Here is a 26,017-nt window from a genome sequence, read left to right as displayed (position 1 = left end):
TTATTTCTTCCCCAAAAATAGGTTAACAAAAGGAGATCTATTCTATAGTGAGATCAGGATGATCGCTATCGTTAATCTAATATTTATCCCCAAGGCGATCATTGTATGTGGATATCTTCGATCATTAAAGATCAAAGTCGATCTATTTTCTGTAAAAATGATGCAAATCCCGCTTTATTAACCGATCCAGAATGATCTATAATGCGCATTCTTCGATCTAGTAAGATAGTTTTAAAACCACTATATATTGTGTTGGTACACAGAGTTATCCACACAATATTGTGGTATTTAACGAATCGTAACGAAGGTTAATTGGCAGAAATTTATCATATAACCATTTTGGCTGTTGACGCTGAGAGTTAAAGTGATTACAATTCGGCCTCTTTTTTACCCTTACCTCTAATGTTGGAGATAAGGCAAATTCACTAACAAAGACGGATTGCCATCATGAGTAAACGTACTTTTCAACCTAGCAACCTGAAGCGCAAGCGTTCTCACGGCTTTCGCGCTCGTATGGCCACTGTAGGCGGCCGTAAGGTGCTTGCACGTCGTCGTGCGAAAGGTCGCGCTCGTTTGTCTGCTTAATAAGTAGATAACTAGGTGACTAGCTATACCTTTACGCGGGAGTTACGTTTGTTAACTCCCGCGCAATTTAAATCTGTATTCTCCAATCCAATCAAAGCATCTTCTGCTGAAATAACCCTGCTCGCAGTTCCAAACCTAGAGCAACATCCCCGTTTAGGATTAACTGTTGCAAAACGTTTTGTTAAACGTGCTAATCAACGTAATCGTATTAAACGTGTGATAAGAGATAGTTTTCGTTTACATCAACACGACATCCCCAACATAGATATCGTAGTATTGGTCAGAAATGGCGTGATGGAAATGGAAAATGCAGAACTACATAAATTAATAGAAAAGCTATGGCGCAAACTCAGTCGCCGTTACAATGGCTAGCAACCACGTTAATTCGTGGCTATCAACTTCTTATCAGCCCTATGATTGGACCGCGTTGTCGATTCAATCCAACATGTTCACATTATGCTATTGAAGCAATAAAAACACATGGAACGGCAAAAGGTAGTTGGTTTGCAATCAAACGCATATTAAAATGTCACCCTTTACATCCCGGCGGAAGTGATCCCGTCCCACCCAAAAATGACAGGTGTAATAAATAGGCTATGGAATCTCAACGCAATATATTGCTAATCGGTCTGCTGTTTGTCAGCTTTTTAATGTGGCAACAATGGCAAACAGACAAAACACCACAACCCGTCGCGACTGAATCATCAGTTGTAGCATCGACGGCAAATCATTCTCAAACGTCAGATGTTCCAGATGCAGATACTTCCCTACCGGAAGTGGTTAGCGCATCTAAAGAACTGATCACTATTACTACAGACCAATTAGTATTAAAAATTGATCCAGTAGGTGGCGATATTGTTTATTCGGCATTAGTTGGACACAGACTTGAAATCGATAAAGAAGAATCTTTTGTACTGCTTGAGCAAACAAAAGATATTTACTATATCGCCCAAAGCGGCTTAATTGGCCGTAATGGTATAGATAGCAGTGCAAAAGGTCGCGCGCACTATACTAGCCAGTCACAGCAATATACTTTAGCTGATGGCCAAGATAGTTTAGAAGTGCCATTAACTTTTGTTGCTGACAACGGCGTTACTTACACGAAAGTCTTTGTACTTCACCGTGGTAAATTTAGTATTGACGTTGATTACCGCATAAACAACACTTCAGCAGAACAACTGCAAGTTCAAATGTATGGCCAAATTAAGCACAGCATCAAAGAAAGCGAAAGCAGCATGATGATGCCAACTTATCGCGGTGCGGCATTCTCAACGGCAGACACTCGTTATGAGAAATACAGCTTCGATGACATGGCTGACAAAAACCTAGACAAGAAAACATTAGGTGGTTGGGCTGCAATGCTTCAACACTACTTTGTTTCTGCTTGGGTGCCACCAGCTAATGATCAAAACACCATTTTTTCAAGCGTCAGCGCGGGTGGTTTGGCTAATATAGGTTTCCGTGGCGCGATATATGATATTGCACCGGGTGCTGAGCAAACGATTTCATCGCAATTCTATGTGGGTCCTAAAGATCAAGAAGCATTATCTGCCATTTCTGAGTCACTGAACTTAGTGGTCGATTACGGTTTCCTTTGGTGGTTAGCCATTCCAATTCACTGGTTATTGATGTTCTATCAATCATTTGTGGGTAACTGGGGTATGGCGATTATTTTAATTACCCTAACTGTACGTGGTTTGTTATATCCACTCACCAAAGCACAGTACACCTCTATGGCTAGAATGCGTAACCTGCAGCCTAAACTAGCGGACATGAAAGAGCGCTTTGGTGATGACCGTCAAAAGATGGGTCAAGCTATGATGGAACTGTATAAGAAAGAAAAAGTAAATCCACTTGGTGGCTGTTTACCTATCCTTCTGCAAATGCCTATCTTCATTGCACTTTACTGGGTATTACTCGAAAGCTATGAATTGCGTCATGCGCCATTCATGCTATGGATTAACGATTTATCGGTACAAGATCCTTACTATGTACTCCCGTTGTTAATGGGTGTGTCTATGTGGTTAATGCAAAAGATGCAACCAATGGCACCGACTATGGACCCTATGCAAGTTAAGATGATGCAGTGGATGCCAGTTATCTTTACTGTGTTCTTCCTATGGTTCCCAGCAGGTTTAGTACTTTACTGGTTAGTGGGTAACTTAGTGGCCATTACCCAACAAAAAATTATTTATGCCGGACTTGATAAAAAAGGCTTAAAATAAGCCCAAGCTCTGCAGTAAACTACATATAGTTTGATAATAAAAAGGCGGCTTAATTGGCCGCCTTTTCCATTAATAATTTAGCAGGAAATAACCGTGACAACAGATACTATTGTGGCACAAGCTACCGCACCCGGTCGTGGTGGTGTAGGCATTATTCGCGTATCAGGTGACTTAGCCAGCAAAGTGGCCACAGCTATTATTGGTCATATTCCTAAAACCCGTTATGCCGAATATTGTGATTTTAATAGTCATGATGGTCTGGTTATTGACCAAGGTATTGCTTTGTTTTTTAAAGGGCCTAACTCATTTACCGGTGAAGATGTATTAGAGCTACAAGGGCATGGCGGCCAAATAGTATTAGACATGCTCATAAAGCGTGTTATGGAAATTGAAGGTATTCGTATTGCCAAGCCGGGTGAGTTTAGTGAACAGGCATTTTTGAACGACAAGCTTGATTTAACCCAGGCAGAAGCCATTGCTGACCTAATTGATGCCACCAGTGAACAGGCCGCTAAAAGTGCACTGCAATCACTTCAAGGTGAGTTTTCTAAGGAGGTTCATCAGTTAGTTGAACAAGTCACCAACTTACGTTTATATGTAGAAGCCGCGATTGATTTTCCCGACGAAGAAGTCGACTTTTTATCCGATGGCAAAATTGCTAGCGCGTTATATAAAATCATCGATAAACTAGACACTGTAAAAGCCAGTGCTAAGCAAGGGTCCATTATTCGCGAAGGCATGAAAGTGGTTATTGCAGGCCGCCCTAATGCCGGTAAATCAAGTTTACTCAATGCCTTAGCAGGAAAAGAGTCCGCCATTGTCACCGAAATTGCTGGCACTACCCGTGATGTATTACGTGAGCATATTCACCTTGATGGCATGCCACTGCATATCATCGATACTGCGGGTTTACGTGATACCACAGATACCGTTGAGCAAATAGGTATTGAACGTGCCTGGGCTGAAATAGCCACCGCTGACAGAGTGTTATTTATGGTCGATGGCACCACAACCGATGCCATTAATCCACATGATATTTGGCCAGACTTTATTGACCGCTTACCACCAAGATTAGGTATTACCGTTATTCGTAATAAAGCTGATTTAAGTGGTGAAACCTTGGATAACACCGCCCTTGAAGGTCATAGTGTTTACCGTATCTCAGCCAAAACAGGCTTAGGTATTGAAGATCTTAAACAGCATCTTAAATCGTTAATGGGTTATCAAAGCAATTTAGAAGGTGGCTTTATTGCCCGTCGACGTCATTTAGAAGCCTTAGATTTAGCAGCAAGCCACTTAATGCTGGGTAAAGAGCAACTTGAAGTGTATTTAGCCGGTGAATTACTCGCAGAAGAGTTACGTATGTGCCAAATGGCATTATCTGAAATAACCGGTAAATTTACCTCCGATGACTTGCTAGGCAAGATATTTGGTTCATTCTGTATTGGTAAGTAGTGTATAGGTAATAAGTGAATATGCTGTTAGCTAATAATGTCATCGTACTCGATTTTGAAACCACCGGCTTATCACCTGATAACGGTGACAGGGCGATAGAAATAGGCGCGGTAAAGATTGTTGACGGTGTCATTATTGATACCTTCCAGTCTTTAATCAACCCAGGCAGAAGAGTGAATGCCTTTATTGAACAATATACTGGGATCACTAATGCTATGTTACGTGATGCACCAAGTTGTCAGGCAGTTATGGATAAATTTGCAGACTTTATTGGTGACTTTAATTTGGTTGCTCACAATGCCAGTTTTGATAAAAAATTTCTAGATGCTGAATTTGCCTTATGTAAGCGACACTATTCAGGACAATTTGCGTGCTCATTGTTATTATCACGTCGCATAAGCCAACAGGCACCGAACCATAAACTAGCAACTTTAGTGGAATATCATCAACTGCCAACCGATGGATTATTCCATCGAGCATTAGCAGATGCCACAATGACAGCACATCTATGGTTGCATCAATTAACATTACTTAGTGATAAATCGCCAGGTATTGATTTAGCTTTTGATACCGTCAATAAGATCACTCGAATGCCCAGAGCTCAAATTAATCGATATTTAACCCATTTATAAAGGATTAAGACCCTTAATTAAGGTAATTTTTCAGCCAACATATCGACTAATAAACGCACTTTGGCAGATAAATGCCTATTTTGCGGATACAAAGCCCAAATACCTTCTTTTGCCTGTTGGTACTGAGCCAGTAACACCGTCAGTTGGCCCTGTGCTATTGCCTCATTAACGTAATAACCGGGTAATTGCACAACTCCCATGCCCCTTATAGCCGCATCTAATAACGTCATGCCACTGCTACATTGCAAACGTCCCTGCACTTTAATGACTTTCTCTTTACCCTGCTCATCAAAGTGCCAATGGCTATTAGTGCCAATTAAACAATCATGTTGATTTAAATCGGTTAAATTTTCAGGCACACCGTATTGCTTAAGATAAGCAGGCGAAGCACAAACATATTGGCGACGGCTACTGAGCCGTTTAGCAATTAAGCTCGAATCAGCCAAACGCCCTAATCGAATAGCCAAATCGTAACTGCCATCTACCAAATCCAGCTGTTTATTGGTTAATTCGCAAATAACTTCAACTTGTGGATATTGCGCCATAAAATCTACCACAATAGGCATAACAAACCGTTCACCATAAGTGACTGGTGCTGTCATTCTAATGAGCCCTTGTGGAGAATGCTGCAAACTAGAAATAGCCCGTTCAGCCTCTTCTAGCCCATCCAACACTTGACGACAATGGCGAAAATATATCGCGCCTTCTTCAGTAAGAGATACTTTACGTGTAGTGCGATAGAATAATTTTATTGCGAGCCTATTCTCAAGTTGGCTCACTTGGCGACTCACCTGTGCGGTGGAAATACCTAAACGGCTGGCGGCTTGAGTAAAGCTTTCTGTTTGAGCAACAGCGACAAACTCGACCACTCCATCCCATGGTAACATTATTACATCCTCGTAAAAGTGATTTGCAATATAAGCTAATTATCATCTTATAGAAAACAATTACAATAGTTTAATCATCTACACTGTGTAGAGCGCTTTTTTGTTAATCTAGCTAAAGAAACCTTAAACAGGAATAACCACATGTCAGCACAATTTATAAAATCTAAAGCCGCCGTTGCTTGGGGACCAGGTCAGCCATTAAAAGTGGAAGAAGTAGACGTAATGTACCCAAAAGCGGGTGAAGTGATGGTCCGCATTGTGGCATCAGGTGTTTGTCATACAGATGCTTTCACATTATCAGGGGATGATCCTGAAGGGGTATTCCCGGCTATTTTAGGACATGAAGGTGGCGGCGTAGTTCACATGGTAGGTGAAGGCGTTACCAGTGTTAAAGTGGGTGATCACGTTATTCCACTGTATACCGCTGAGTGTGGCAAGTGTAAATTTTGTACTTCAGGTAAAACCAATTTATGTAGCGCCGTTCGTGCAACTCAAGGTAAAGGTCTAATGCCTGACGGCACTACACGTTTCTTTAAAGACGGTGAACCTATTTTTCATTATATGGGCTGTTCGACATTTTCTGAATACACAGTATTACCGGAAATATCTTTAGCCAAAGTAAACCCTATAGCACCACTTGAAGAAGTATGTTTACTCGGTTGTGGTGTCACTACAGGGATAGGTGCTGTACTTAAAACAGCGAAAGTACAAAAAGGTGATACGGTTGCTATTTTTGGTCTAGGTGGTATTGGTTTATCGGCAATTATTGGCGCAACCATGGCCGGTGCAAGCAGAATTATTGGCATAGACTTAAACGAATCTAAGTTCGAGTTAGCTAAAAAGCTGGGTGCAACTGACTGCATTAATCCTAAAAACTTTGATAAACCCATTCAAGATGTGATTGTTGAAATGACTGACGGCGGCGTTGATTTCTCATTCGAATGTATTGGTAACGTCAACGTAATGCGCAGCGCATTAGAATGTTGTCATAAAGGTTGGGGTGAGTCTGTCGTGATTGGCGTAGCAGGCGCAGGCCAAGAAATATCAACCCGTCCATTCCAATTAGTTACTGGCCGAGTATGGCGTGGTAGTGCATTTGGTGGTGTAAAAGGACGCAGTGAATTACCCGGAATTGTTGAGCAATATCTCGCAGGCGAATTTAAACTAGACCAGTTCATTACCCACACAATGGGGCTTGAAGGCATTAATGATGCATTTGACCTTATGCATAAAGGTGAAAGTATTCGCAGTGTAATTCACTTTAATAAGTGATTTTAATCGGTACCAGCTAGCTATAATAAACAAGCTAATAACACTATCTGCATTAGTGTTATTAGCTTTTCGTGTAAGTAACAGCAAAAAGGAATCAAGATGCCTATTGAACAAGTGAGCGCAACTAAAGTATTTAATGGCTGGCATAAACAGTTTAGCCATCAGTCAACCAGCACACATTGTAGTATGCGTTTTGCTATTTTTTTGCCGCCGCAAGCACAAACAAAAAAAGTCCCCGTACTTTATTGGTTATCAGGACTAACCTGTACTGATGAAAACTTTATGCAAAAAGCAGGTGCACTTAAACTCGCTACAGAACTGGGTATTGCTATTGTTTGTCCAGATACCAGCCCCCGCGGTGATGAAGTTCCTGACGATAGTAAAGGAGCATATGATTTTGGCTTAGGCGCTGGCTTTTATGTTAATGCCACTCAAGCGCCTTTCAATAAACACTATCAAATGTATGATTATGTCGTTGATGAGTTACCCGCCATTATTGAAGCTAACTTTCCCGTCACAAAACAACGTGCAATTAGCGGCCATTCTATGGGCGGCCATGGTGCACTGCTTATCGCCTTTAGTAATCTTGCCAGATACAGTAGCGTGTCAGCATTCAGCCCAATCTGTCATCCCATAAGTAGTCCTTGGGGCCAAAAAGCTTTCAAAGGTTATTTAGGAGAAGATAAAAGTACCTGGCTTGAATATGACAGCTGTGAGCAGCTAAGAATGTTAACCGATAAAAAAGCGTATATACCAGCGCTGGTGGACCAAGGTAGTGATGATAACTTTTTAGCTGAACAACTTAACCCACAAGCCTTAAAAGAAGCCGCTAAACACGTTAACTATCCACTCACGTTACGTTTGCAAGAAGGTTATGATCACAGCTATTACTTCATCTCCAGTTTTATTGAAGAACATCTTCGCTTTCACGCTAAATATTTCTAACCAGTAAAACCCACTTATATAAATGAAAAAGGAATGCAGATGCATTCCTTTTTTAAGTTATAAAATAAATATACCCAATTAATTTAGCTGATTAACTTTTAACTTAGCAAAGTATTTAACCGAAGCAGCCTTAACTTTAGGTGCAAGTAAAATAGCTGATGTCATTGTTGGAATAGCCATTAATGCGTAAGCGGCATCAATAATATTAACAATTTCTTGAAGACTAGCAGTTGCTGCAAACAAAATGGCCAATAAATAAAAGTATTGATAATAGCGTATTTTGCTACGACCAAATAGAAATGCAAAACATTGACCACCATAAAAAGCCTGAGTAAAAATGGTACTAATACTGAAAAATACTACACATAAAATAAGTAAATAAGGTCCAACGCCAGGCATAGTTATACTAAATGCCTGAGCAGATAAATTAACCCCTTCAGCTTCTGTTCCCTGCCAAACCCCAGATATTAATATAATCATCGCCGTAGCAGTACACACCATTAGGGTATCAATAGCAGGACCAAGCATAGCCACTAAGCCTTCTTTTACTGGCTCGTTAGTTTTAGCACAACCATGGGCCATCACTTCAGTTCCAATACCGGCCTCGTTAGAAAAAGCCGCTCGGCGAATACCTATTAACATAGTGCCTAAAATCCCTCCTCCAACCGAATTTAATGAGAAAGCTTCGGTGAAAATTAATGCAAAATACCCGGGTATTTCATTTAGATGAGTGGCTATAACGAAGAAAGCACAACCCATATAGATCAAAATCATCAAAGGAACCACTTTAGATGCGACCGTTGCAATTCGCTTGATCCCACCCAAAATGACGCTAGCAACAATTAACATCACTACGATCCCAAGGCCAAGATCCAACATAAAAGTCGATTCATTTGCAGGAAAATAACCCGGCTTAACGATCAACCATTCACGAATGATCTGCACTAATTGATTTGAATTAAATAATGGAAAATTACCGACTAATCCTACAACACAAAAAAATACCGCTAAAAAGTGCCATTTTTTAGAAAGTCCCTGGGTGATAATGTACATAGGTCCGCCCTGTACATCCCCATTTTCATCTTTTCCACGGTACATAATAGCCAAGGTACAGGTAAAAAATTTAGTTGCCATCCCCACTATGGCACTGATCCACATCCAAAAAATAGCACCAGGTCCCCCCACCATAATAGCCACAGCCACACTGCCTATGTTGCCCATACCTACAGTACCGGCCATCGCACTGGACAAGGCTCCCGCATGACTAATATGGCCCTCTGCACCATCATCAGGATGTTTACCACGCAAAATACTAATTGCATGACCTATATATCTAAATGGCACAAATCGAGAGTAAATCAAGAAGAATAATCCACCTCCCACGAGTAAAATGAGCATATGTGGGCTCCAGGCAATATCGGCAAATTGCTGAGTAAGTTCAACTAAAGTCATTATTTATGTTACACAATTGTAAGAAGATTAATCTGAAACTACTGAGTATCCCTAAAAGGTGCAATGAATAAATTGCATAAATCAGGCAAAATGAATAAATATCTCGAACATTATTTGGAGTTAACATGGCAAAAATAGCACTATTAGTAGGCACAACGTTAGGCGGCAGTGAGTATATTGCCGATGATTTAGCCGCTCAGCTCGTTGAAATAGGCCATCAAACAAGCGTTATGCTGGAGCCAAATCTAGTCAATTTGAGCGAATATCCACTATGGATTTTAGTTTGTTCTACTCATGGAGCAGGCGATCTACCCGATAATATCCAGCCATTTTATCAACAATTAATGCTAAAAATGCCGGATCTGAAACAATATCAGTTTGCTTTATGCGCTATTGGCGATTCAAGTTACGATACTTTTTGTCAGGGGCCAGAATTACTGATTAGCTTATTTGAAGCCGCTGGAGCAAAAGCCATTGTGGATAAGATCCAAATTGATGTACAACGCGATCCTATCCCAGAAGAGCCCGCCTTATCATGGTTATCTAACTGGCAAGAGCTGATCATTTAGATCTATTAACACTTTATTTGGGTGTAATAGATCAATAACCCACAATTTAGTTCCAGTTTATCCACAAAAAACTAATTTTATTTATAAGTATGTGGATAAACTATTAATTTATACGATCATAACCCTGTACTGTTCACACCCTGATCTTGATCAATATCTCCCTTGTGGATAACTATGCGATCTATCCCCAGCTTATCTTGGGTTTGATCGCTAAATGATCACAGGATTAGGATCTTGTAAACCTATAATACTAAAAAGAAATTAGCGTTACCCACAGATTTCATCGATCCTAATAATAAACATAATAAGAAGATCTATATAAAGATCTTAAGATCTATTAGTCAAACCGCATTAGATCGAACAGGTAAAAATGATCTTTCACCAAGTGCCCTTCAAATGCTAAAATGATCCGCTCAATTTGAACTCGACTAAAACTCGACAATTTTTTTAACCCCTTTTTTAAATTAGTTAACGTAGGTTGCAAATGCATTTTCATGAACGGTTTGATGTAATTGTTGTTGGTGGTGGTCATGCCGGAACTGAAGCCGCACTCGCCGCTGCAAGAATGGGATCAAAAACCCTATTGCTCACGCACAATATCGATACCCTAGGACAAATGTCCTGTAACCCAGCTATCGGTGGTATCGGAAAAGGTCATTTGGTCAAAGAAATTGACGCTTTAGGCGGTTCAATGGCAATTGCAACTGACTTTGCAGGAATTCAATTTAGAACATTAAATTCCAGTAAGGGTCCAGCGGTTAGAGCTACTCGGGCACAAGCTGACAGAGCTTTGTATCGTCAAAAAATTCAACACATTCTTCAAAATCAAGCTAACTTGCGAATATTCCAACAAGCTGTAGATGACGTTGTTGTTGAAAATAATAGAATTATTGGTGTTGTTACACAAATGGGATTAGCATTTGAAGCACCAAGTGTTGTGTTAACAACAGGCACTTTTTTAAGCGGTAAAATTCACATTGGCATGCAAAACTACAGCGGTGGTAGAGCAGGTGATCCACCAGCTATCGCACTAGCTAATCGTTTACGTGAATTACCAATCCGTGTCGGCCGATTAAAAACCGGTACACCGCCACGTATTGATGCAAACACCATTGATTTTAATCAAATGACTGAACAAAAAGGCGACACACCATTGCCAGTAATGTCTTTTATTGGTGATGTAAGTCAGCATCCTAGACAGGTATCTTGTTATATCACCCACACCAATGAAAAGACCCACGATATCATTCGTGGTGGTTTAGACAGAAGTCCAATGTATTCAGGTGTTATTGAAGGTATTGGTCCAAGATATTGTCCATCCATTGAAGATAAAATACATCGCTTTGCAGATAAATCATCACATCAGATATTTATCGAGCCAGAAGGCCTAAGTACGAATGAAATTTATCCAAATGGTATTTCAACCAGCTTGCCATTTGATGTACAGCTTAATTTAGTTCGTTCGATCAAGGGCATGGAAAATGCTGAAATTATGCGACCAGGTTATGCAATTGAATATGACTATTTTGATCCAAGAGATCTTAAAAACTCACTAGAAACAAAAGCGATCGCTGGATTATTCTTTGCTGGGCAAATTAACGGTACAACAGGATATGAAGAGGCTGCTGCACAAGGTTTACTTGCAGGAATGAATGCAAGTTTACAGGTGCAAGGTAAAGAAAGTTGGTGCCCACGCCGTGATGAAGCTTATCTTGGTGTTTTAGTTGATGATTTATCAACTTTAGGCACCAAAGAACCGTACCGTATGTTCACCAGTCGTGCTGAGTATCGTTTATTATTACGTGAAGATAATGCTGACTTACGTCTGACTGAAAAAGGTCGTGAATTAGGATTAGTTGATGATGATCGCTGGGCTAAATTCACTGAAAAACGTGAATCGATCGAATTGGAATTACAGCGTCTTCGTGGCCAATGGGTTCACCCTAATTCACCTTTGCTAGATGTATTAAATCCAGAGCTAAATACACCTATATCACGTGAAGCTTCTTTTGAAGACTTATTACGTCGTCCAGAAATGGACTACCCTAAGTTAATGTCTTTAGAAGGATTTGGTCCTGGACTGGAAGATCCACAGGCTGCAGAACAAGTTCAAATACAGGTGAAATATTCTGGTTATATACAACGTCAGCAAGGTGAAATAGATAAAGCTATTCGTCATGAAAGTTCATTGTTGCCGTTAGATTTGGATTATCAAGAAGTTCCAGGTTTATCCAATGAGGTTATTGCTAAACTGAATAACCATAAACCTGATACCGTTGGTCAAGCATCGCGTATATCGGGGATAACCCCAGCAGCGATATCCATTTTATTAGTGCATTTGAAAAAACGTGGTTTATTGAGAAAAACCGCATAAATTCAAACAAACTCAATCATAAGGGGAGCCATAAGGCTTCCCTTAGTGCTTTTACGGCTTCATAATACCGAAGCTTATCGATAAAAAATTAAAGAGGCGTTATTTGTGCTAGCAGCTCAACTTAGTGATTATTTAGCTGAAATCAATATATCAGCGACAGAATTACAACAAAAACAACTTGTTGATTTTGTTGAAATGCTCAACAAATGGAATAAAGCCTATAATTTAACTTCGGTTAGATTACCTGAACAAATGTTAATCCGTCATGTTATGGACAGTTTAGTGGTATCCCCTTATCTTGAAGGTCAACGCTTTATTGATGTTGGAACCGGCCCTGGTTTACCAGGGATCCCACTTGCGATTTTAAATCCGGATAAAGAATTTGTCTTACTAGACAGTTTAGGTAAACGGATCCGTTTTCAAAAACAGGTTCAATTTGAATTAAAGATTAACAATTTCAGTTCCATTGAAAGCAGAGTAGAAGCGTATCAACCTCAAGATAAATTTGATGGTGTGTTGAGCAGAGCATTTGCTTCTATTACCGACATGTTGAACTGGTGTCATCATTTACCCAAAGAAGGTGGATTGTTCTACGCATTAAAAGGTCAATTGACCGAAGCTGAAATAGCAGCAATACCTGCTGAGTTTAAGCTGATTGAAACCATCGTTTTACAAGTACCAAAGCTTGATGAACAGCGACATTTATTAAAATTGGTAAAAATGTAATACTCACTAGCAGATATACGTATACCGGACATCAATAATTACAACAGGATAATATTGTGGGTAAAATCATTGCCGTAGCCAACCAAAAAGGTGGCGTAGGGAAAACAACAACTTGCGTAAATTTAGCCGCATCACTTGCCGCCACAAAGCGTAAAGTGTTGTTGATTGATTTAGATCCACAAGGTAATGCCACTATGGGCAGTGGTGTTGACAAATATGAAGTCGAAAACACCGCCTATGAGTTACTGGTAGAAGAAAAACCGTTCGATGAAATGGTGATAAGAAATACAGTTGGTAAATATGATCTCATTGCTGGCAATGGAGATGTTACCGCTGCAGAGATCAAATTAATGGAATTTTACGCTCGCGAAATTCGCTTACGTAATGCACTTGCCCCGATAAAAGATCAATACGATTTTATTTTTATCGATTGTCCGCCTTCGCTCAATATGTTGACCGTAAATGCCATGTCTGCAGCAGATTCAGTGTTAGTGCCGATGCAATGTGAATATTATGCCCTTGAAGGACTCACCGCATTAATTGATACCATCACAAAATTAGGCGCTATGGTTAATCCTGCCCTAAAAATAGAAGGGATCCTTCGTACTATGTACGATCCCCGTAATCGATTATCTAACGATGTATCTGATCAACTAAAACAACATTTTGGTGAGAAAGTTTATCGCACCGTGATCCCGAGAAATATTCGTTTAGCTGAAGCACCAAGTTTTGGCGCTCCTGCCATGTATTATGATAAGAGCAGTGCCGGAGCTAAAGCATATTTAGCCTTGGCGGGTGAGATTATTCGCCGTGCAGAGCAGCAAACAACCATTAAACAAGCGTAGGATGAGATAATGACGGTAAAAAAACGCGGTTTAGGTAAAGGCTTGGATGCCCTACTAAGCCATAGCAATGCGGCAAATCGACAATCAGATATTCAGCAAAATAGCGTTAATCAACAGGATAATGAGCTGATACATCTTGATCTGGATTTATTGCAACCGGGCAAATATCAACCTCGTAAAGATATGTCACCTGAAGCGCTAGAAGAATTAGCTGAATCTATTCGTTCACAAGGGATTATTCAGCCTATTGTTGTGCGTAAAGTATCAGAATTTAAATACGAAATTATTGCCGGTGAACGTCGTTGGCGTGCAGCTCAAATTGCAAAGCTGAATAAAGTGCCGTGTTTAGTTAAGCAAGTGGCTGATGAAGCTGCTGTGGCGATTGCCTTAATTGAGAATATTCAGCGTGAAGACCTCAATGCAATGGAAGAAGCCATAGCATTACAGCGCTTATTGACTGAATTTGAACTCACGCATCAACAAGTGGCCGATGCCGTAGGTAAGTCACGTGCATCAGTATCTAATTTGTTGCGTTTAAACAGTCTTAATGAGCCGGTAAAGCGTTTATTAGAAAATGGCGATATAGATATGGGCCATGCCCGTGCCTTACTTGCTATTGAAGGTGACGAGCAAACTAACCTTGCCAGATTAGTAGCATCAAAAGAAATGACTGTTCGTGAAACTGAACGATTAGTTAATAAAGCGATAAATCCTGCTAAACCCCTTGAAACTATGCCTAAAGATCATGATGTAAGCCGTTTAGAGCAACAGTTAATTGAAAGATTAGGTGCTAAAGTTGCAATTAATCATGGCAGTAAAGGAAAGGGCAAAATTGTAATAAATTATCAAAATCTTGCTGAATTAGACGGTATTTTGAGTAAAATTCACTAATTTTTAACAATAAATCACATCATCAGTAAGTTTGTGATGCCGCTATCTATTTTTGTTTTTGCAGTTCTTGAAGCAAATCACCTTTAAAATAGCTGTTTTACGCTTATCAAAGTTGCAAACAAAATGCGAAAAGGTATACTTTGCAGGCTTTTTGTAAGTTAAGGCTGGGTTAATAAAGTTAATTTAGACTGCAACTCGCAAAAAGCACGAATGCGGAGAGAAAAATTTGACTAATGTTTTAGCACGTCGTGGCCGGTCTTCAGCCTATAAAATGGTGATATTTCAGGCGGCGGTTGTTGGGGCTACATCAATTTTACTTTTCGCTCTGTGGGGTGTTCAGTATGGTCTTTCTGCTTTTGCAGGAGGTATCATCGCTGTACTGCCCAATTTTGTATTCGCAACCCTAGCCTTTTCCCATGCGGGGGCAAGTGCGTCAAGAAAAGTCGTTCAATCGTTTTTTCTTGGGGAAGCGGTAAAGTTGCTGCTAACCATAGTGTTATTTTCTATGGCGTTTGGTTTGTTAGATATGGTGTTCGCACCTTTATTTGCAACCTATGCTTTAGGGCTTATAGTGCCATGGGCAGTTCCTTTATACTTCAAGCAAAATTAAGTGAGATTAATCATGGCGACAACTGGTGAAGCATTAAACGCTTCCGAGTATATCCAGCATCACCTGACTAATGCGAAAATGTGTTCTGCCGATGGTGGAATTGCTTTTAACTATGCATGTCAAGATGCCGGGTTTTGGACTTGGCACATTGACTCACTTTTGTTTTCAGTTGGCCTTGGGATCTTGTTTTTGTGGTTATTCCGCAAAGCAGGAAAAAAAGCAACCACGGGTGTTCCAGGTAAATTTCAATGTTTTGTTGAAATGTGCGTGGAAGGTGTTGATAAAATAGCAAAGGAATCATTTAATGGTCGTAATGCTGTTATCGCACCGTTGGGTCTAACTATATTCGTCTGGATTTTCCTGATGAACTTAATGGACTTAATCCCGGTTGACTTTATACCTGAAGCTGCAAACAGATTATTAGGTGTACCTTACCTTAAAATTGTACCAACCACCGATTTAAACGTCACTTTGGGTATGTCCTTAAGTGTGTTTGTGTTGATTGTTTTTTACAGTATTAAAGTTAAGGGTATTGGCGGTTTCACTAAGGAACTAACATTACAACCTTTCAATCATTGGTTATTGATTCCAGTAAACTTAGTTTTGGAAACAGTGACTTTGGTTGCGAAGCCTATTTCATTAGCGCTTCGTCTGTTTGGTAACCTGTATGCAGGTGAGTTAATTTTTATTCTGATTGCACTAATGCCTTGGTGGGCTCAGTTCGCACTTTCAGTGCCTTGGGCTATATTCCATATTTTAATTATAGTGCTTCAGGCCTTTATTTTCATGATGCTGACAATTGTTTATTTAAGCATGGCTCATGAAGAACATTAATTTAGACAATTGATAATTAGATATTTATCGGAGATAAAATGGAAACTGTAATTAGTTTTACGGCAATCGCTGTTGCTATCATGATTGGCCTAGCTGCTTTAGGTACTGGTATTGGCTTTGCTATCTTAGGTGGCAAGTTCTTAGAAGCTTCTGCACGTCAGCCTGAGCTAGCGCCTGCATTGCAAACTAAGATGTTCATCGTAGCGGGTCTACTTGATGCGATCTCTATGATTGCGGTTGGTGTTGCATTATTCTTCGTATTTGCTAACCCATTCTTAGCTCAATTCTTAGAAAACGTAGCTAAACTTGGCTAATCTTAGCACCCTGTAAGGAGTTAACGTTATGAGTATTAACGCTACCCTGCTAGGCCAAGCAATATCTTTTGCGCTCTTCGTGTGGTTCTGCATGAAGTTTGTATGGCCGCCGTTGATGAATGCTATCGAAGAGCGCCAGAAGAAAATTGCTGATGGTCTGGCCGATGCCGGCCGTGCTGCAAAAGATCTAGAGTTAGCTCAAGCGAAAGCCACTGAGCAACTTAAAGATGCTAAGGCAACTGCCAACGAAATTATTGAGCAAGCTAACAAGCGTAAAGCTCAAATCGTTGAAGAAGCAAAGGCTGAAGCAGATGCTGAGCGAGCTAAAATTGTCGCTCAGGGTAAAGCAGAAATTGAGAACGAACGTAATCGCGTGAAAGATGACTTGCGTAAGCAAGTAGCTGCTCTAGCCATAATTGGTGCAGAGAAGATTCTTGAGCGAACGATTGACCCAGCAGCCCACAGTGACATAGTTAACAAACTAGTTGCTGAAATTTGATTAAGGAGTTGAGTAATGGCTGAATTAAGCACCATCGCTCGTCCTTACGCAAAGGCAGCTTTTGATTTTGCAGTTGAACATAAAGCGGTAGATAGTTGGACAGAAATGTTAACTTTCGCGTCATTGGTAAGTGTAAACGAATCAATAAAGCCACTGCTTAATGGCACTCTAGCCAGTGCTGAACTTGCTTCACTATTTATTAAAGTATGTGGAGAACAAGTCAACGAGCAAGGTCAAAACCTGATAAAGGTAATGGCTGAAAACGGTCGTTTAGCGATACTGCCTTCTGTATCGCTACTTTTTGCTGAATACCGAAATGAGTGGGCGAAAGAAGTTGAGGCCGATGTGGTTTCTGCTTTCGAGTTAAACTCTGAGCAACAGCAGCAAATTAGTGTTTCTTTAGAGAAACGTCTCGCACGCAAAGTTAAGCTGAATTGCAGTATTGATACATCGCTAATCGGCGGTGTGATTATTAAATCAGGCGACCTAGTCATTGATGGCTCGGTAAGCGGTAAGTTATCGCGTTTGTCTGATAAGCTGCAGTCGTAATTGGGAGTTTTAGCATGCAACTGAATTCCACTGAAATCAGCGATCTGATTAAACAGCGGATCGAGCAGTTCAACGTCGTTAGTGAAGCTCGCAACGAAGGTACAATCGTTGCAGTAAGTGACGGCATCATTCGCATTAACGGCCTTGCAGATGTAATGCAAGGTGAAATGATCGAACTGCCTGGTGGCTGTTTTGCAATCGCGTTGAACTTAGAACGTGATTCTGTCGGCGCTGTAGTGATGGGGCCTTATGCTAATTTAGCAGAAGGCGATAAAGTTAGAACCACTGGTCGTATTCTTGAAGTACCAGTTGGTCGTGGTCTACTTGGTCGCGTTGTTAACACACTTGGTGAGCCTATTGATGGAAAAGGACCTGTCGACAACGATGGTTTCTCTCCTGTTGAAGTAATTGCTCCTGGTGTTATTGAACGTAAGTCAGTATCACAACCGGTTCAAACAGGTTATAAAGCCGTTGATTCTATGATCCCTATTGGTCGTGGACAACGTGAATTGATCATTGGTGACCGTCAGACTGGTAAAACAGCGATGGCAATCGATGCAATTATCAACCAGAAAGATTCAGGCATTAAGTGTGTCTATGTTGCTGTTGGTCAGAAAGCCTCTACCATAGCCAACGTAGTACGTAAACTTGAAGAACATGGCGCATTAGCAAACACTATCGTTGTTGTAGCATCTGCTTCAGAAACAGCTGCACTGCAATTTTTGGCGCCATATTCTGGTTGTTCTATGGGTGAATACTTCCGTGACCGCGGTGAAGATTCTTTAATCGTATATGATGATTTGTCTAAGCAAGCAGTTGCTTACCGTCAGATTTCATTACTATTGAAGCGTCCACCAGGACGTGAAGCATACCCAGGTGACGTTTTCTATCTACACTCTCGTTTATTAGAGCGTGCTTCACGCGTAAACGAAAATTATGTAGAGAAATTTACTAAAGGTGCAGTAACAGGTAAGACCGGTTCTTTAACTGCGTTACCTATTATTGAAACCCAAGCTGGTGACGTATCAGCGTTCGTACCGACTAACGTAATTTCGATTACCGATGGTCAGATCTTCCTTGAAACTGACTTGTTTAACTCAGGACTTCGTCCAGCTGTTAACCCAGGTATCTCTGTTTCTCGTGTTGGTGGTGCAGCGCAGACTAAGATCATCAAGAAACTGTCTGGTGGTATTCGTACCGCACTTGCACAGTATCGTGAGCTTGCAGCGTTCTCACAGTTCGCATCTGATTTAGATGAAGCAACTCGTGCTCAACTTGAGCATGGTGAGCGTGTAACCGAATTAATGAAGCAAAAGCAATATGCACCAATGAGTGTTGCCGCCCAGTCTGTGTCTATTTTTGCAGCTGAAAAAGGCTTCCTTAAAAGTGTTGCTTTAAATGAAATCGGTCGCTTTGAAGCCGCTCTGCTTTCATACATGAACAGTCAACATGCTGACCTTATGAACACCATCAATGCTACTGGCGATTATAACGCTGATATCGAAGATGAGTTAAAGGCAGGCATGGACAAGTTCATTGAAACCCAAACCTGGTAACAATGAACGGGGTGTCCATGGGCACCTCAGGTCCCAGATTGGAGAGTAGAGATGGCTAACGCTAAAGAGATTAAAACCAAGATCGCGAGTATCAAAAATACTCAGAAGATCACTTCCGCTATGGAGATGGTAGCCGCCAGCAAAATGCGTAAAGCGCAGGAACGCATGGCAGCAAGCCGTCCATATGCTGAAAATATGCGTAAAGTGATCGGTCACGTAGCGCAAGGTACTCTCGAATTTAAACATCCAATGTTAGAAGTTCGAGATGCTAAGCGGGTTGGTTACATTGTTGTAGCAACCGACCGTGGTCTTTGTGGTGGTTTGAATACCAACTTATTTAAAAAGGTTGTGACAGACATTAAAAAATGGAAAGAACAAGGCGCAGAAGTTGAGTTTTGCCCAATTGGTGCCCGTTCTGTTCAGTTTTTTAAAAGCTTTGGTGGTCAAATTTCCGCCCATGCATCAGGTTTAGGCGACGCGCCAAAACTTGCTGATTTGATTGGCACTGTACGTGTCATGTTAAAAGCTTACAACGAAGGCAAACTGGACCGTCTGTACATTGTGTTTAACAAGTTTGTTAATACAATGACCCAGACTCCTGTGATCGAGCAACTGCTACCTTTACCTAAATCAGATGAAGAAGTAGCTAGTTATCCTTGGGATTACATTTACGAGCCAGATCCAAAAGAAATTTTGGAAACACTGCTAACTCGTTATATAGAATCACAAGTATATCAAGGTGTTGTTGAAAATATTGCCTCTGAACAGTCTGCCCGTATGGTAGCAATGAAAGCGGCAACAGATAACGCTGGCGACATGATCGATGGTTTACAACTCGTCTATAACAAGGCCCGTCAGGCTGCTATTACGCAAGAACTGTCGGAAATTGTATCAGGCGCTGCAGCGGTTTAGGTTTAGGTAACGAAATCAAGTTTAGAGGATTAATCATGAGCACAGGTACTGTTGTCCAAGTAATTGGCGCGGTTGTGGACGTAGAGTTTCCACAAGATTCTGTACCTCGAGTATATGACGCTCTGAAGATCACAGGCGAAAGCCCATGTAATGGTTTGGTGCTGGAAGTTCAGCAACAACTAGGTGGTGGTGTTGTTCGTACCATCGCTATGGGTTCTTCTGATGGTCTGCGTCGTGGTTTAGAGGTAGCAAACTCAGGTTCACCAATTTCTGTTCCGGTAGGGGTTAAGACCCTTGGCCGTATTATGAACGTATTGGGCGAGCCTATCGATGAAGCGGGTCCAATTGGTGAAGAAGAGCGTTATGAAATTCACCGTGCAGCACCTTCATACGAAGAGCAGTCAAATTCAACTGAGCTATTAGAGACGGGTATCAAGGTTATCGACCTTGTTTGTCCTTTCGCTAAAGGTGGTAAAGTCGGTCTGTTCGGTGGTGCTGGTGTTGGTAAAACAGTTAACATGATGGAACTGATTAACAACATCGCTAAAGCTCACTCGGGTCTTTCTGTATTCGCTGGTGTTGGTGAGCGTACTCGTGAGGGTAACGACTTCTACTACGAGATGGAAGATTCAGGCGTATTAGACAAAGTAGCCATGGTTTACGGTCAAATGAACGAGCCTCCAGGTAACCGTTTACGCGTAGCGTTAACAGGCCTGAGTATCGCTGAAAAGTTCCGTGACGAAGGTCGTGACGTACTGTTGTTCGTTGACAACATTTACCGTTATACCTTAGCGGGTACTGAAGTATCTGCACTTTTAGGTCGTATGCCTTCTGCAGTAGGTTATCAGCCAACACTGGCTGAAGAGATGGGTGTTCTTCAAGAACGTATCGCTTCAACCAAAACAGGCTCTATTACTTCTGTACAAGCGGTATATGTACCAGCGGATGACTTAACGGATCCGTCACCAGCAACAACCTTCGCTCACTTAGATGCGACTGTTGTATTGTCTCGTAATATTGCATCGCTAGGTATTTACCCAGCGGTTGACCCATTGGATTCGACTTCTCGTCAGTTAGATCCACAGGTTGTTGGTCAAGAGCATTATGATGTTGCAAGCGGTGTACAAACTGTATTACAGCGCTATAAAGAGCTGAAAGACATTATTGCTATTTTGGGTATGGATGAATTGTCAGATAATGACAAAACCATGGTATTCAGAGCACGTAAGATTGAGCGTTTCTTGTCTCAACCTTTCTTCGTAGCAGAAGTGTTTACCGGTTCTCCTGGTAAGTACGTTTCTCTTAAAGACACTATTCGTGGCTTTAAGGGTATCTTGGATGGCGAGTTCGATCACATCCCTGAGCAAGCGTTCTACATGGTTGGCTCAATCGATGAAGCTATCGAAAAAGCGAACAAGAAGAAATAACTAGGCCGTAAAGCTTAGTTCTTTAAGGAGAGCTCAATGGCAGGCATGACAGTCAAACTTGATATTGTTAGTGCAGAGAAAAGCTTATACCACGGCGAAGTTACTTTTTTTGAAGTATCTGGTGCTGAAGGTGAATTAGGTATTATGCCTAATCATGCTCCTTTGCTAACAAAGATCAAACCTGGCATGGCGCGCATAGTCAAGCAAGATGGCAGTGAAGAAGTGTTGTATCTTTCAGGTGGTATTCTGGAAATTCAACCAACATCTATTTCTGTTCTTGCTGACGTTGGATTGCGTGCCGATGATATTGATGAGCAAGCAGCTTTAGAAGCTAAACGTCGTGCAGAAGAGAAAATTGCTAATGCCGGCGTAGACTTCAATTATGAAGCTGCAACAATTGAATTAGCTAAATCGATAGCGCAATTGAAAGTTGTTGAAACCATCAAAAGAAATATCACCAGATAAGTTGATTATTTGCTGGATAAAAGGCGACTCATTTATGAGTCGCCTTTTTTATTGCTGCTGTTTTATTGGGATTGATTATTCATCGTCGATGGCTGTGGTGAGTATTTTCCATTTTAGGCTGTATTCAGCTAAAATAGCGCCAATTATACTTTTTAGTCTTTTAAAGGAATTAATCATGTCGTTAAATGTTGTGATCTTAGCTGCAGGCAAAGGAACGCGTATGCGCTCAGATCTTCCTAAGGTGTTACACCCAATCGCCCATAAAAGCATGGTCCAACATGTTATTGATACGGCAAACGCTTTAGGTTCCAAGGCTATTCAACTTGTATATGGCTATGGCGCAGACAAACTAAAGCAAACATTGGGTGAGCAACCTTTAAATTGGGTGTTACAAGCTGAACAATTAGGTACAGGACATGCAGTAGCACAAGCCAATTCAAACATTAGTGATGACGATACAGTATTAATTCTTTACGGTGATGTACCCTTGATTCAGCAATCAACCTTAGAAAAATTATTAGCTGCCCGCGCAGATAATGGCTTGGCTATTCTGACTGTTAACCTTGTTAATCCAACTGGGTATGGCCGAATTGTTCGTCACAACGATAAAGTCGTCGGTATTATTGAGCAAAAAGATGCTAATGCTGAGCAATTAAAAATTACCGAAGTGAATACCGGTATTATGGCTGTACCGGGTAAGCAATTAAAAACCTGGTTAAGTCGTTTATCTAATAGTAATGCCCAAGGTGAATATTACCTGACTGATATAATCGCGATGGCACATGCCGATGGTGTGGCTATTACGACTGCTCAACCGGAATTTGCTATCGAAGTAGAAGGGGCTAATAATCGAGTGCAACTGGCTCAATTAGAGCGTGCTTACCAAGCTCGTGCGGCTGAAAAGTTAATGCTTGAAGGTGCTAACTTGCGTGATCCAGCCCGTATTGATATCCGCGGAGAGGTAACCGTTGGGATGGATGTGATGATTGATGTCAATGTGATCATTCAAGGTAAAGTCACTTTAGGTAATAATGTGACTATCGGCGCCGGGGCTATTCTCATTGATTGTGATATTGCCGATAACGCTGAAATTAAGCCTTACTCAATTATAGAAGGCGCTAAATTAGGTAAAGCCGCCAGTGCCGGACCATTTGCTCGTTTACGTACCGGTGCAGAATTAAAAGAAGATGCCCACGTGGGTAACTTTGTTGAAATGAAAAAAACAGTACTCGGTAAAGGGTCTAAAGCAGGGCATTTAAGTTACTTAGGTGATGCACAAATAGGTGACGGGGTAAATATTGGTGCGGGTACTATTACCTGTAACTACGATGGTGTTAATAAGTTTGTTACCACTATAGAAGATGGTGTATTTGTTGGCAGTGATACTCAACTTATCGCTCCAGTTACCATAGGTAAAAATGCCACCTTAGGTGCAGGCTCTACTATAGCCAAAGATGTTGGCGAGGGTGAGTTAGTGATAACCCGTGTGAAACAGCGTCATATTGCTGGATGGCAACGCCCGGTAAAATTGTCGAAGTAATACTCTAAATCTACAACTTTTATTGGCGATAAGTGTGATGCACTTATCGCTTTTTTGTAAGTTCCAACAAACAAAGTAAATATTCTGTAAATTTTAGCTAATAATAATCATTCTCATTTAGTATGCCTGCATTAAATCGGTATAACATCTAAATAGAGGTATGAATGTTAACTAAACTATCAGCAGTAGCAATAGCCGTTACAACGGGATTGTTGTCATATTCAGTGCACTTTGATGCTCAAGCAGAACAAGCCACATCCGTTTCTTCAGTGCAAGTTTCTCCAGATCAAGCTGCCGCATCGCATAAAAACATTGAACGTATGGAAGTCACTGGACGGACATTTAACGACTACAAAGTGGTTTCAGCATCAGGCGCTATGCGTGGCAATATTGACTTAATGGACACCCCACAATCTGTTAATGTTATCCCCGATTTTGTTACCGATGAACAGCTTGCTACTAACTTAGCTGAAGTTTTAGTAAATGACTCAAGTGTTACAGCAGGAACAACTCGATGGAATCGCCAAGTGTTTAGTATCCGTGGCTTTGAATTAGATTCAGGTAACGGTTACCTTATTAATGGCCACCAGCAATGGTCGCACTATGTGCAGCCTATTGAAACGCTACAGCAGGTAGAAGTATTAAAAGGCCCTTCAAGCATGTTATATGGTCAGTCAGGCCCTGGTGGCTTGGTTAACATGGTGACAAAAAAGCCAACTTACGACAGCATGCTAGATCTAGGTTTTGATACCGATGAAAACGGTTCAACTCGTTTTCAATTAGATGCAGGTGGCAGTTTTAATGAAGCGCAGACTATGCGCTACCGCGCAGTATTAGTGAAGCAAGATACTGAGTATTGGCGTGAGTATTCTACCAGTGATGAAGCTCAGGAGCGCGATCGCTGGTTAGGCTATATTAATACCGAATTTGACCTCAGCGACGATCTTATGTTGTCACTTAAGTATGACCATACTCAAGATAAGGCGGGTATAGATGCTGGTGGCTGGTTAGACAAGCAAGGTAATGTTATTGGTATCAACGAAACTATATGGGATGCCCCTTGGGCATTTACCGACAACACGGTATCAAATCTAGGTGCAGACTTAACTTGGCATATCAACGACACATGGAAATTGAAGACGGGATATAACGAGCAGCAGTTTAATCGTCAACGTTTTGATTCTGCTCCACAGTATGTTGAAGACCCATTTACTGCTAATGGTTACAACATCAAACCATTTGACCGCTACGATGATTGGCAACATAAAACCGCTTATGCTGACTTTACTGGCGAATTTGATCTAGCAGGTATACAACATCAGTTGCTGATTGGTGCTAACTACCTGGATTACTTTTATCAACAACGCCGTGATGGCGGTAAAAAATTAGTTAATGTTATTCCTGGCCAGCCAGTTGCTGTGCCTGATTATGACTATAACAATGTTACAGCGCGAGCGGCGAGCACTTACAAATACTACGGCTTTTATCTACAAGACTTAATGACCTTGAATGAGCAATGGAAATTACTTGCAGGCGTGCGTTATGACGAGCAAAAGAAAGACGGTCTAGGTGAAAATAGCTATGCTATATCACCTAAGTTTGGTGCAATTTACGCTCCTGCAGATAATGGCAGTATCTATGTTAACTATTCAAAAAGCTTCAGCCCACAGGGCGCGGTAAATAATGAATCTGACGTTAACAATGGGTTAGATTTAAAGCCTGAATATGGAATCCAATATGAAGTGGGCACTAAGTGGGAGTTATTTGATGATAGCTTGCTATTAACTGCAGCTGTTTTTGATATAACATTAGAAAACATCACCATTACCGAGACATTACCTACACCAACGGGTAAGTTTACTGACATTACCACTCAAGGTGGCGAGCAAAAACATCGTGGTTTTGAAATGGGTGCCCAAGGCCAATTAAGTGAAAGTTGGTTTATGACCTCCTCTATGATGTTTTTAGATGCTAAGTATCATACTGGCGATAATCGTGAAGGTAATACGCCTATCGATGCACCTGAATGGTCTGCCAACATTTGGACTCGTTATGAAATGACCGAGAGCTTTGCCATGAATTTTGGCGCAATCTATGTCGGTGAGCGTTCTGCTGATGTTAATAACACTATCACTAAAGATGATTATATCCGTTTTGATTTAGGTGCAGCATACACTCTAGATATGATGGGCAAAGATGTTAGCTTTCGTGCGAACATAAAAAACCTGTTCGATACCGATTACATCGAAGGTGGCCAATATAATATGGTTACCATAGGTCAAGGTCGTAACTTTAACCTAGCGGTAGAAGCTAAGTTTTAATATTAGTTAACGCCCAAAGCGTAAAAAAGCAGCGATTATCGCTGCTTTTTTGTTATTTATCTTTCAACAAGTCTAGATAAAGTTTCATTTGCTGCTAAAATATCTTTCGTTTCGTAACTTAAGTGAAAGAAA

26 protein-coding genes are annotated in these 26,017 nt (G+C 41.0%); 24 read left to right on the top strand and 2 right to left on the bottom strand.

Going from position 1 to position 26,017, the window contains the following annotated elements; all coding sequences use genetic code 11:
• Window positions 1-447: 447 nt before the first annotated feature.
• From rpmH to FJ709_RS19550, 6 genes are all read left to right on the top strand, one after another.
• Window positions 448-585 carry a 50S ribosomal protein L34 gene (gene rpmH / locus FJ709_RS19575; protein WP_006083827.1) on the top strand — a complete coding sequence of 46 codons (138 nt, stop codon included), beginning with the start codon at window positions 448-450 and terminating at the stop codon, window positions 583-585.
• A gap of 15 nt (window positions 586-600) precedes the next feature.
• Window positions 601-957, top strand: a complete 357-nt coding sequence (rnpA, locus tag FJ709_RS19570) for a ribonuclease P protein component (RefSeq protein ID WP_226412255.1) — start codon at window positions 601-603, stop codon at window positions 955-957.
• Window positions 924-1,178 (top strand): membrane protein insertion efficiency factor YidD, encoded by a 255-nt coding sequence (gene yidD / locus FJ709_RS19565; RefSeq protein ID WP_226412253.1) that lies wholly within the window; start codon window positions 924-926, stop codon window positions 1,176-1,178. Before rnpA ends, yidD begins: the two co-directional genes overlap by 34 nt.
• 3 nt (window positions 1,179-1,181) lie before the next feature.
• Entirely contained in the window at window positions 1,182-2,810 is a 1,629-nt protein-coding gene (yidC, locus tag FJ709_RS19560) for a membrane protein insertase YidC (RefSeq protein ID WP_226412251.1), read from the top strand.
• A 93-nt stretch (window positions 2,811-2,903) separates the two neighbouring features.
• Complete coding sequence (gene mnmE, locus FJ709_RS19555) at window positions 2,904-4,265, top strand: tRNA uridine-5-carboxymethylaminomethyl(34) synthesis GTPase MnmE (RefSeq protein ID WP_226412249.1); 1,362 nt, start codon at window positions 2,904-2,906, stop codon at window positions 4,263-4,265.
• Window positions 4,266-4,285: 20 nt separating this feature from the next.
• Window positions 4,286-4,897, top strand: coding sequence for a 3'-5' exonuclease (locus FJ709_RS19550; RefSeq protein ID WP_226416067.1), 612 nt, complete (start codon window positions 4,286-4,288; stop codon window positions 4,895-4,897).
• 17 nt (window positions 4,898-4,914) lie between these two features.
• Here the strand turns inward: FJ709_RS19550 and FJ709_RS19545 are convergent, their stop codons facing one another.
• Window positions 4,915-5,784 carry a LysR substrate-binding domain-containing protein gene (locus FJ709_RS19545; RefSeq protein ID WP_226412247.1) on the bottom strand — a complete coding sequence of 290 codons (870 nt, stop codon included), beginning with the start codon at window positions 5,782-5,784 and terminating at the stop codon, window positions 4,915-4,917.
• Between the two features lie 141 nt (window positions 5,785-5,925).
• On the opposite strand from FJ709_RS19545, the gene FJ709_RS19540 reads away from it, so the two are divergent.
• Both FJ709_RS19540 and fghA read left to right on the top strand, forming a co-directional pair.
• Window positions 5,926-7,056 carry an S-(hydroxymethyl)glutathione dehydrogenase/class III alcohol dehydrogenase gene (locus FJ709_RS19540; protein ID WP_226412246.1) on the top strand — a complete coding sequence of 377 codons (1,131 nt, stop codon included), beginning with the start codon at window positions 5,926-5,928 and terminating at the stop codon, window positions 7,054-7,056.
• A gap of 99 nt (window positions 7,057-7,155) precedes the next feature.
• Window positions 7,156-8,001: an S-formylglutathione hydrolase gene (fghA, locus tag FJ709_RS19535; RefSeq protein ID WP_226412245.1), complete on the top strand. Its 846-nt coding sequence runs from the start codon at window positions 7,156-7,158 to the stop codon at window positions 7,999-8,001.
• 78 nt (window positions 8,002-8,079) lie between these two features.
• Here the strand turns inward: fghA and FJ709_RS19530 are convergent, their stop codons facing one another.
• On the bottom strand, window positions 8,080-9,453 hold the full coding sequence (locus tag FJ709_RS19530; protein WP_226412244.1) for an alanine/glycine:cation symporter family protein: 1,374 nt from the start codon (window positions 9,451-9,453) through the stop codon (window positions 8,080-8,082).
• Between the two features lie 125 nt (window positions 9,454-9,578).
• Here FJ709_RS19530 and mioC point away from each other — a divergent pair, with 125 nt between their 5' ends.
• The 16 genes from mioC (at window position 9,579) to FJ709_RS19450 (ending at window position 25,885) form a co-directional block, all read left to right on the top strand.
• Entirely contained in the window at window positions 9,579-10,022 is a 444-nt protein-coding gene (mioC, locus tag FJ709_RS19525; protein ID WP_226412242.1) for an FMN-binding protein MioC, read from the top strand.
• Window positions 10,023-10,506: 484 nt separating this feature from the next.
• A complete protein-coding gene (gene mnmG / locus FJ709_RS19520; protein WP_226412240.1) occupies window positions 10,507-12,396 on the top strand; it encodes a tRNA uridine-5-carboxymethylaminomethyl(34) synthesis enzyme MnmG in 1,890 nt (629 codons plus the stop codon).
• Between the two features lie 105 nt (window positions 12,397-12,501).
• Window positions 12,502-13,122 carry a 16S rRNA (guanine(527)-N(7))-methyltransferase RsmG gene (rsmG, locus tag FJ709_RS19515; RefSeq protein WP_226412238.1) on the top strand — a complete coding sequence of 207 codons (621 nt, stop codon included), beginning with the start codon at window positions 12,502-12,504 and terminating at the stop codon, window positions 13,120-13,122.
• A 56-nt stretch (window positions 13,123-13,178) separates the two neighbouring features.
• Complete coding sequence (locus FJ709_RS19510; protein ID WP_226412236.1) at window positions 13,179-13,967, top strand: ParA family protein; 789 nt, start codon at window positions 13,179-13,181, stop codon at window positions 13,965-13,967.
• Between the two features lie 9 nt (window positions 13,968-13,976).
• Window positions 13,977-14,858: a ParB/RepB/Spo0J family partition protein gene (locus FJ709_RS19505; RefSeq protein ID WP_226412234.1), complete on the top strand. Its 882-nt coding sequence runs from the start codon at window positions 13,977-13,979 to the stop codon at window positions 14,856-14,858.
• Between the two features lie 226 nt (window positions 14,859-15,084).
• Entirely contained in the window at window positions 15,085-15,468 is a 384-nt protein-coding gene (locus FJ709_RS19500) for an ATP synthase subunit I (protein ID WP_226412232.1), read from the top strand.
• 12 nt (window positions 15,469-15,480) lie between these two features.
• Window positions 15,481-16,302 (top strand): F0F1 ATP synthase subunit A, encoded by an 822-nt coding sequence (gene atpB / locus FJ709_RS19495; RefSeq protein WP_226412230.1) that lies wholly within the window; start codon window positions 15,481-15,483, stop codon window positions 16,300-16,302.
• 38 nt (window positions 16,303-16,340) lie between these two features.
• Entirely contained in the window at window positions 16,341-16,616 is a 276-nt protein-coding gene (gene atpE / locus FJ709_RS19490; RefSeq protein ID WP_226412228.1) for a F0F1 ATP synthase subunit C, read from the top strand.
• 28 nt (window positions 16,617-16,644) lie between these two features.
• Window positions 16,645-17,115: a F0F1 ATP synthase subunit B gene (atpF, locus tag FJ709_RS19485; protein ID WP_226412226.1), complete on the top strand. Its 471-nt coding sequence runs from the start codon at window positions 16,645-16,647 to the stop codon at window positions 17,113-17,115.
• A 15-nt stretch (window positions 17,116-17,130) separates the two neighbouring features.
• The gene (atpH, locus tag FJ709_RS19480; RefSeq protein WP_226412224.1) at window positions 17,131-17,664 is read left to right on the top strand and encodes a F0F1 ATP synthase subunit delta; all 534 of its coding nucleotides are present in this window, start codon (window positions 17,131-17,133) and stop codon (window positions 17,662-17,664) included.
• 14 nt (window positions 17,665-17,678) lie between these two features.
• Window positions 17,679-19,220, top strand: coding sequence for a F0F1 ATP synthase subunit alpha (atpA, locus tag FJ709_RS19475; RefSeq protein ID WP_226412222.1), 1,542 nt, complete (start codon window positions 17,679-17,681; stop codon window positions 19,218-19,220).
• Between the two features lie 51 nt (window positions 19,221-19,271).
• Window positions 19,272-20,132 carry a F0F1 ATP synthase subunit gamma gene (atpG, locus tag FJ709_RS19470; RefSeq protein ID WP_226412220.1) on the top strand — a complete coding sequence of 287 codons (861 nt, stop codon included), beginning with the start codon at window positions 19,272-19,274 and terminating at the stop codon, window positions 20,130-20,132.
• A gap of 35 nt (window positions 20,133-20,167) precedes the next feature.
• The gene (gene atpD / locus FJ709_RS19465) at window positions 20,168-21,559 is read left to right on the top strand and encodes a F0F1 ATP synthase subunit beta (RefSeq protein WP_226412218.1); all 1,392 of its coding nucleotides are present in this window, start codon (window positions 20,168-20,170) and stop codon (window positions 21,557-21,559) included.
• A 36-nt stretch (window positions 21,560-21,595) separates the two neighbouring features.
• Window positions 21,596-22,024: a F0F1 ATP synthase subunit epsilon gene (locus tag FJ709_RS19460; RefSeq protein ID WP_226412216.1), complete on the top strand. Its 429-nt coding sequence runs from the start codon at window positions 21,596-21,598 to the stop codon at window positions 22,022-22,024.
• Window positions 22,025-22,199: 175 nt separating this feature from the next.
• Complete coding sequence (glmU, locus tag FJ709_RS19455; protein ID WP_226412214.1) at window positions 22,200-23,564, top strand: bifunctional UDP-N-acetylglucosamine diphosphorylase/glucosamine-1-phosphate N-acetyltransferase GlmU; 1,365 nt, start codon at window positions 22,200-22,202, stop codon at window positions 23,562-23,564.
• Window positions 23,565-23,728: 164 nt separating this feature from the next.
• The gene (locus FJ709_RS19450; RefSeq protein WP_226412212.1) at window positions 23,729-25,885 is read left to right on the top strand and encodes a TonB-dependent receptor; all 2,157 of its coding nucleotides are present in this window, start codon (window positions 23,729-23,731) and stop codon (window positions 25,883-25,885) included.
• Window positions 25,886-26,017 lie beyond the last annotated feature (132 nt).

The organism is Shewanella glacialimarina, from assembly GCF_020511155.1.
GTDB classification, from domain to species: Bacteria; Pseudomonadota; Gammaproteobacteria; order Enterobacterales; family Shewanellaceae; genus Shewanella; species Shewanella glacialimarina.
Note: the sequence above shows the minus strand (reverse complement) of the source record. Positions and strands in the feature narration are given on the sequence as shown.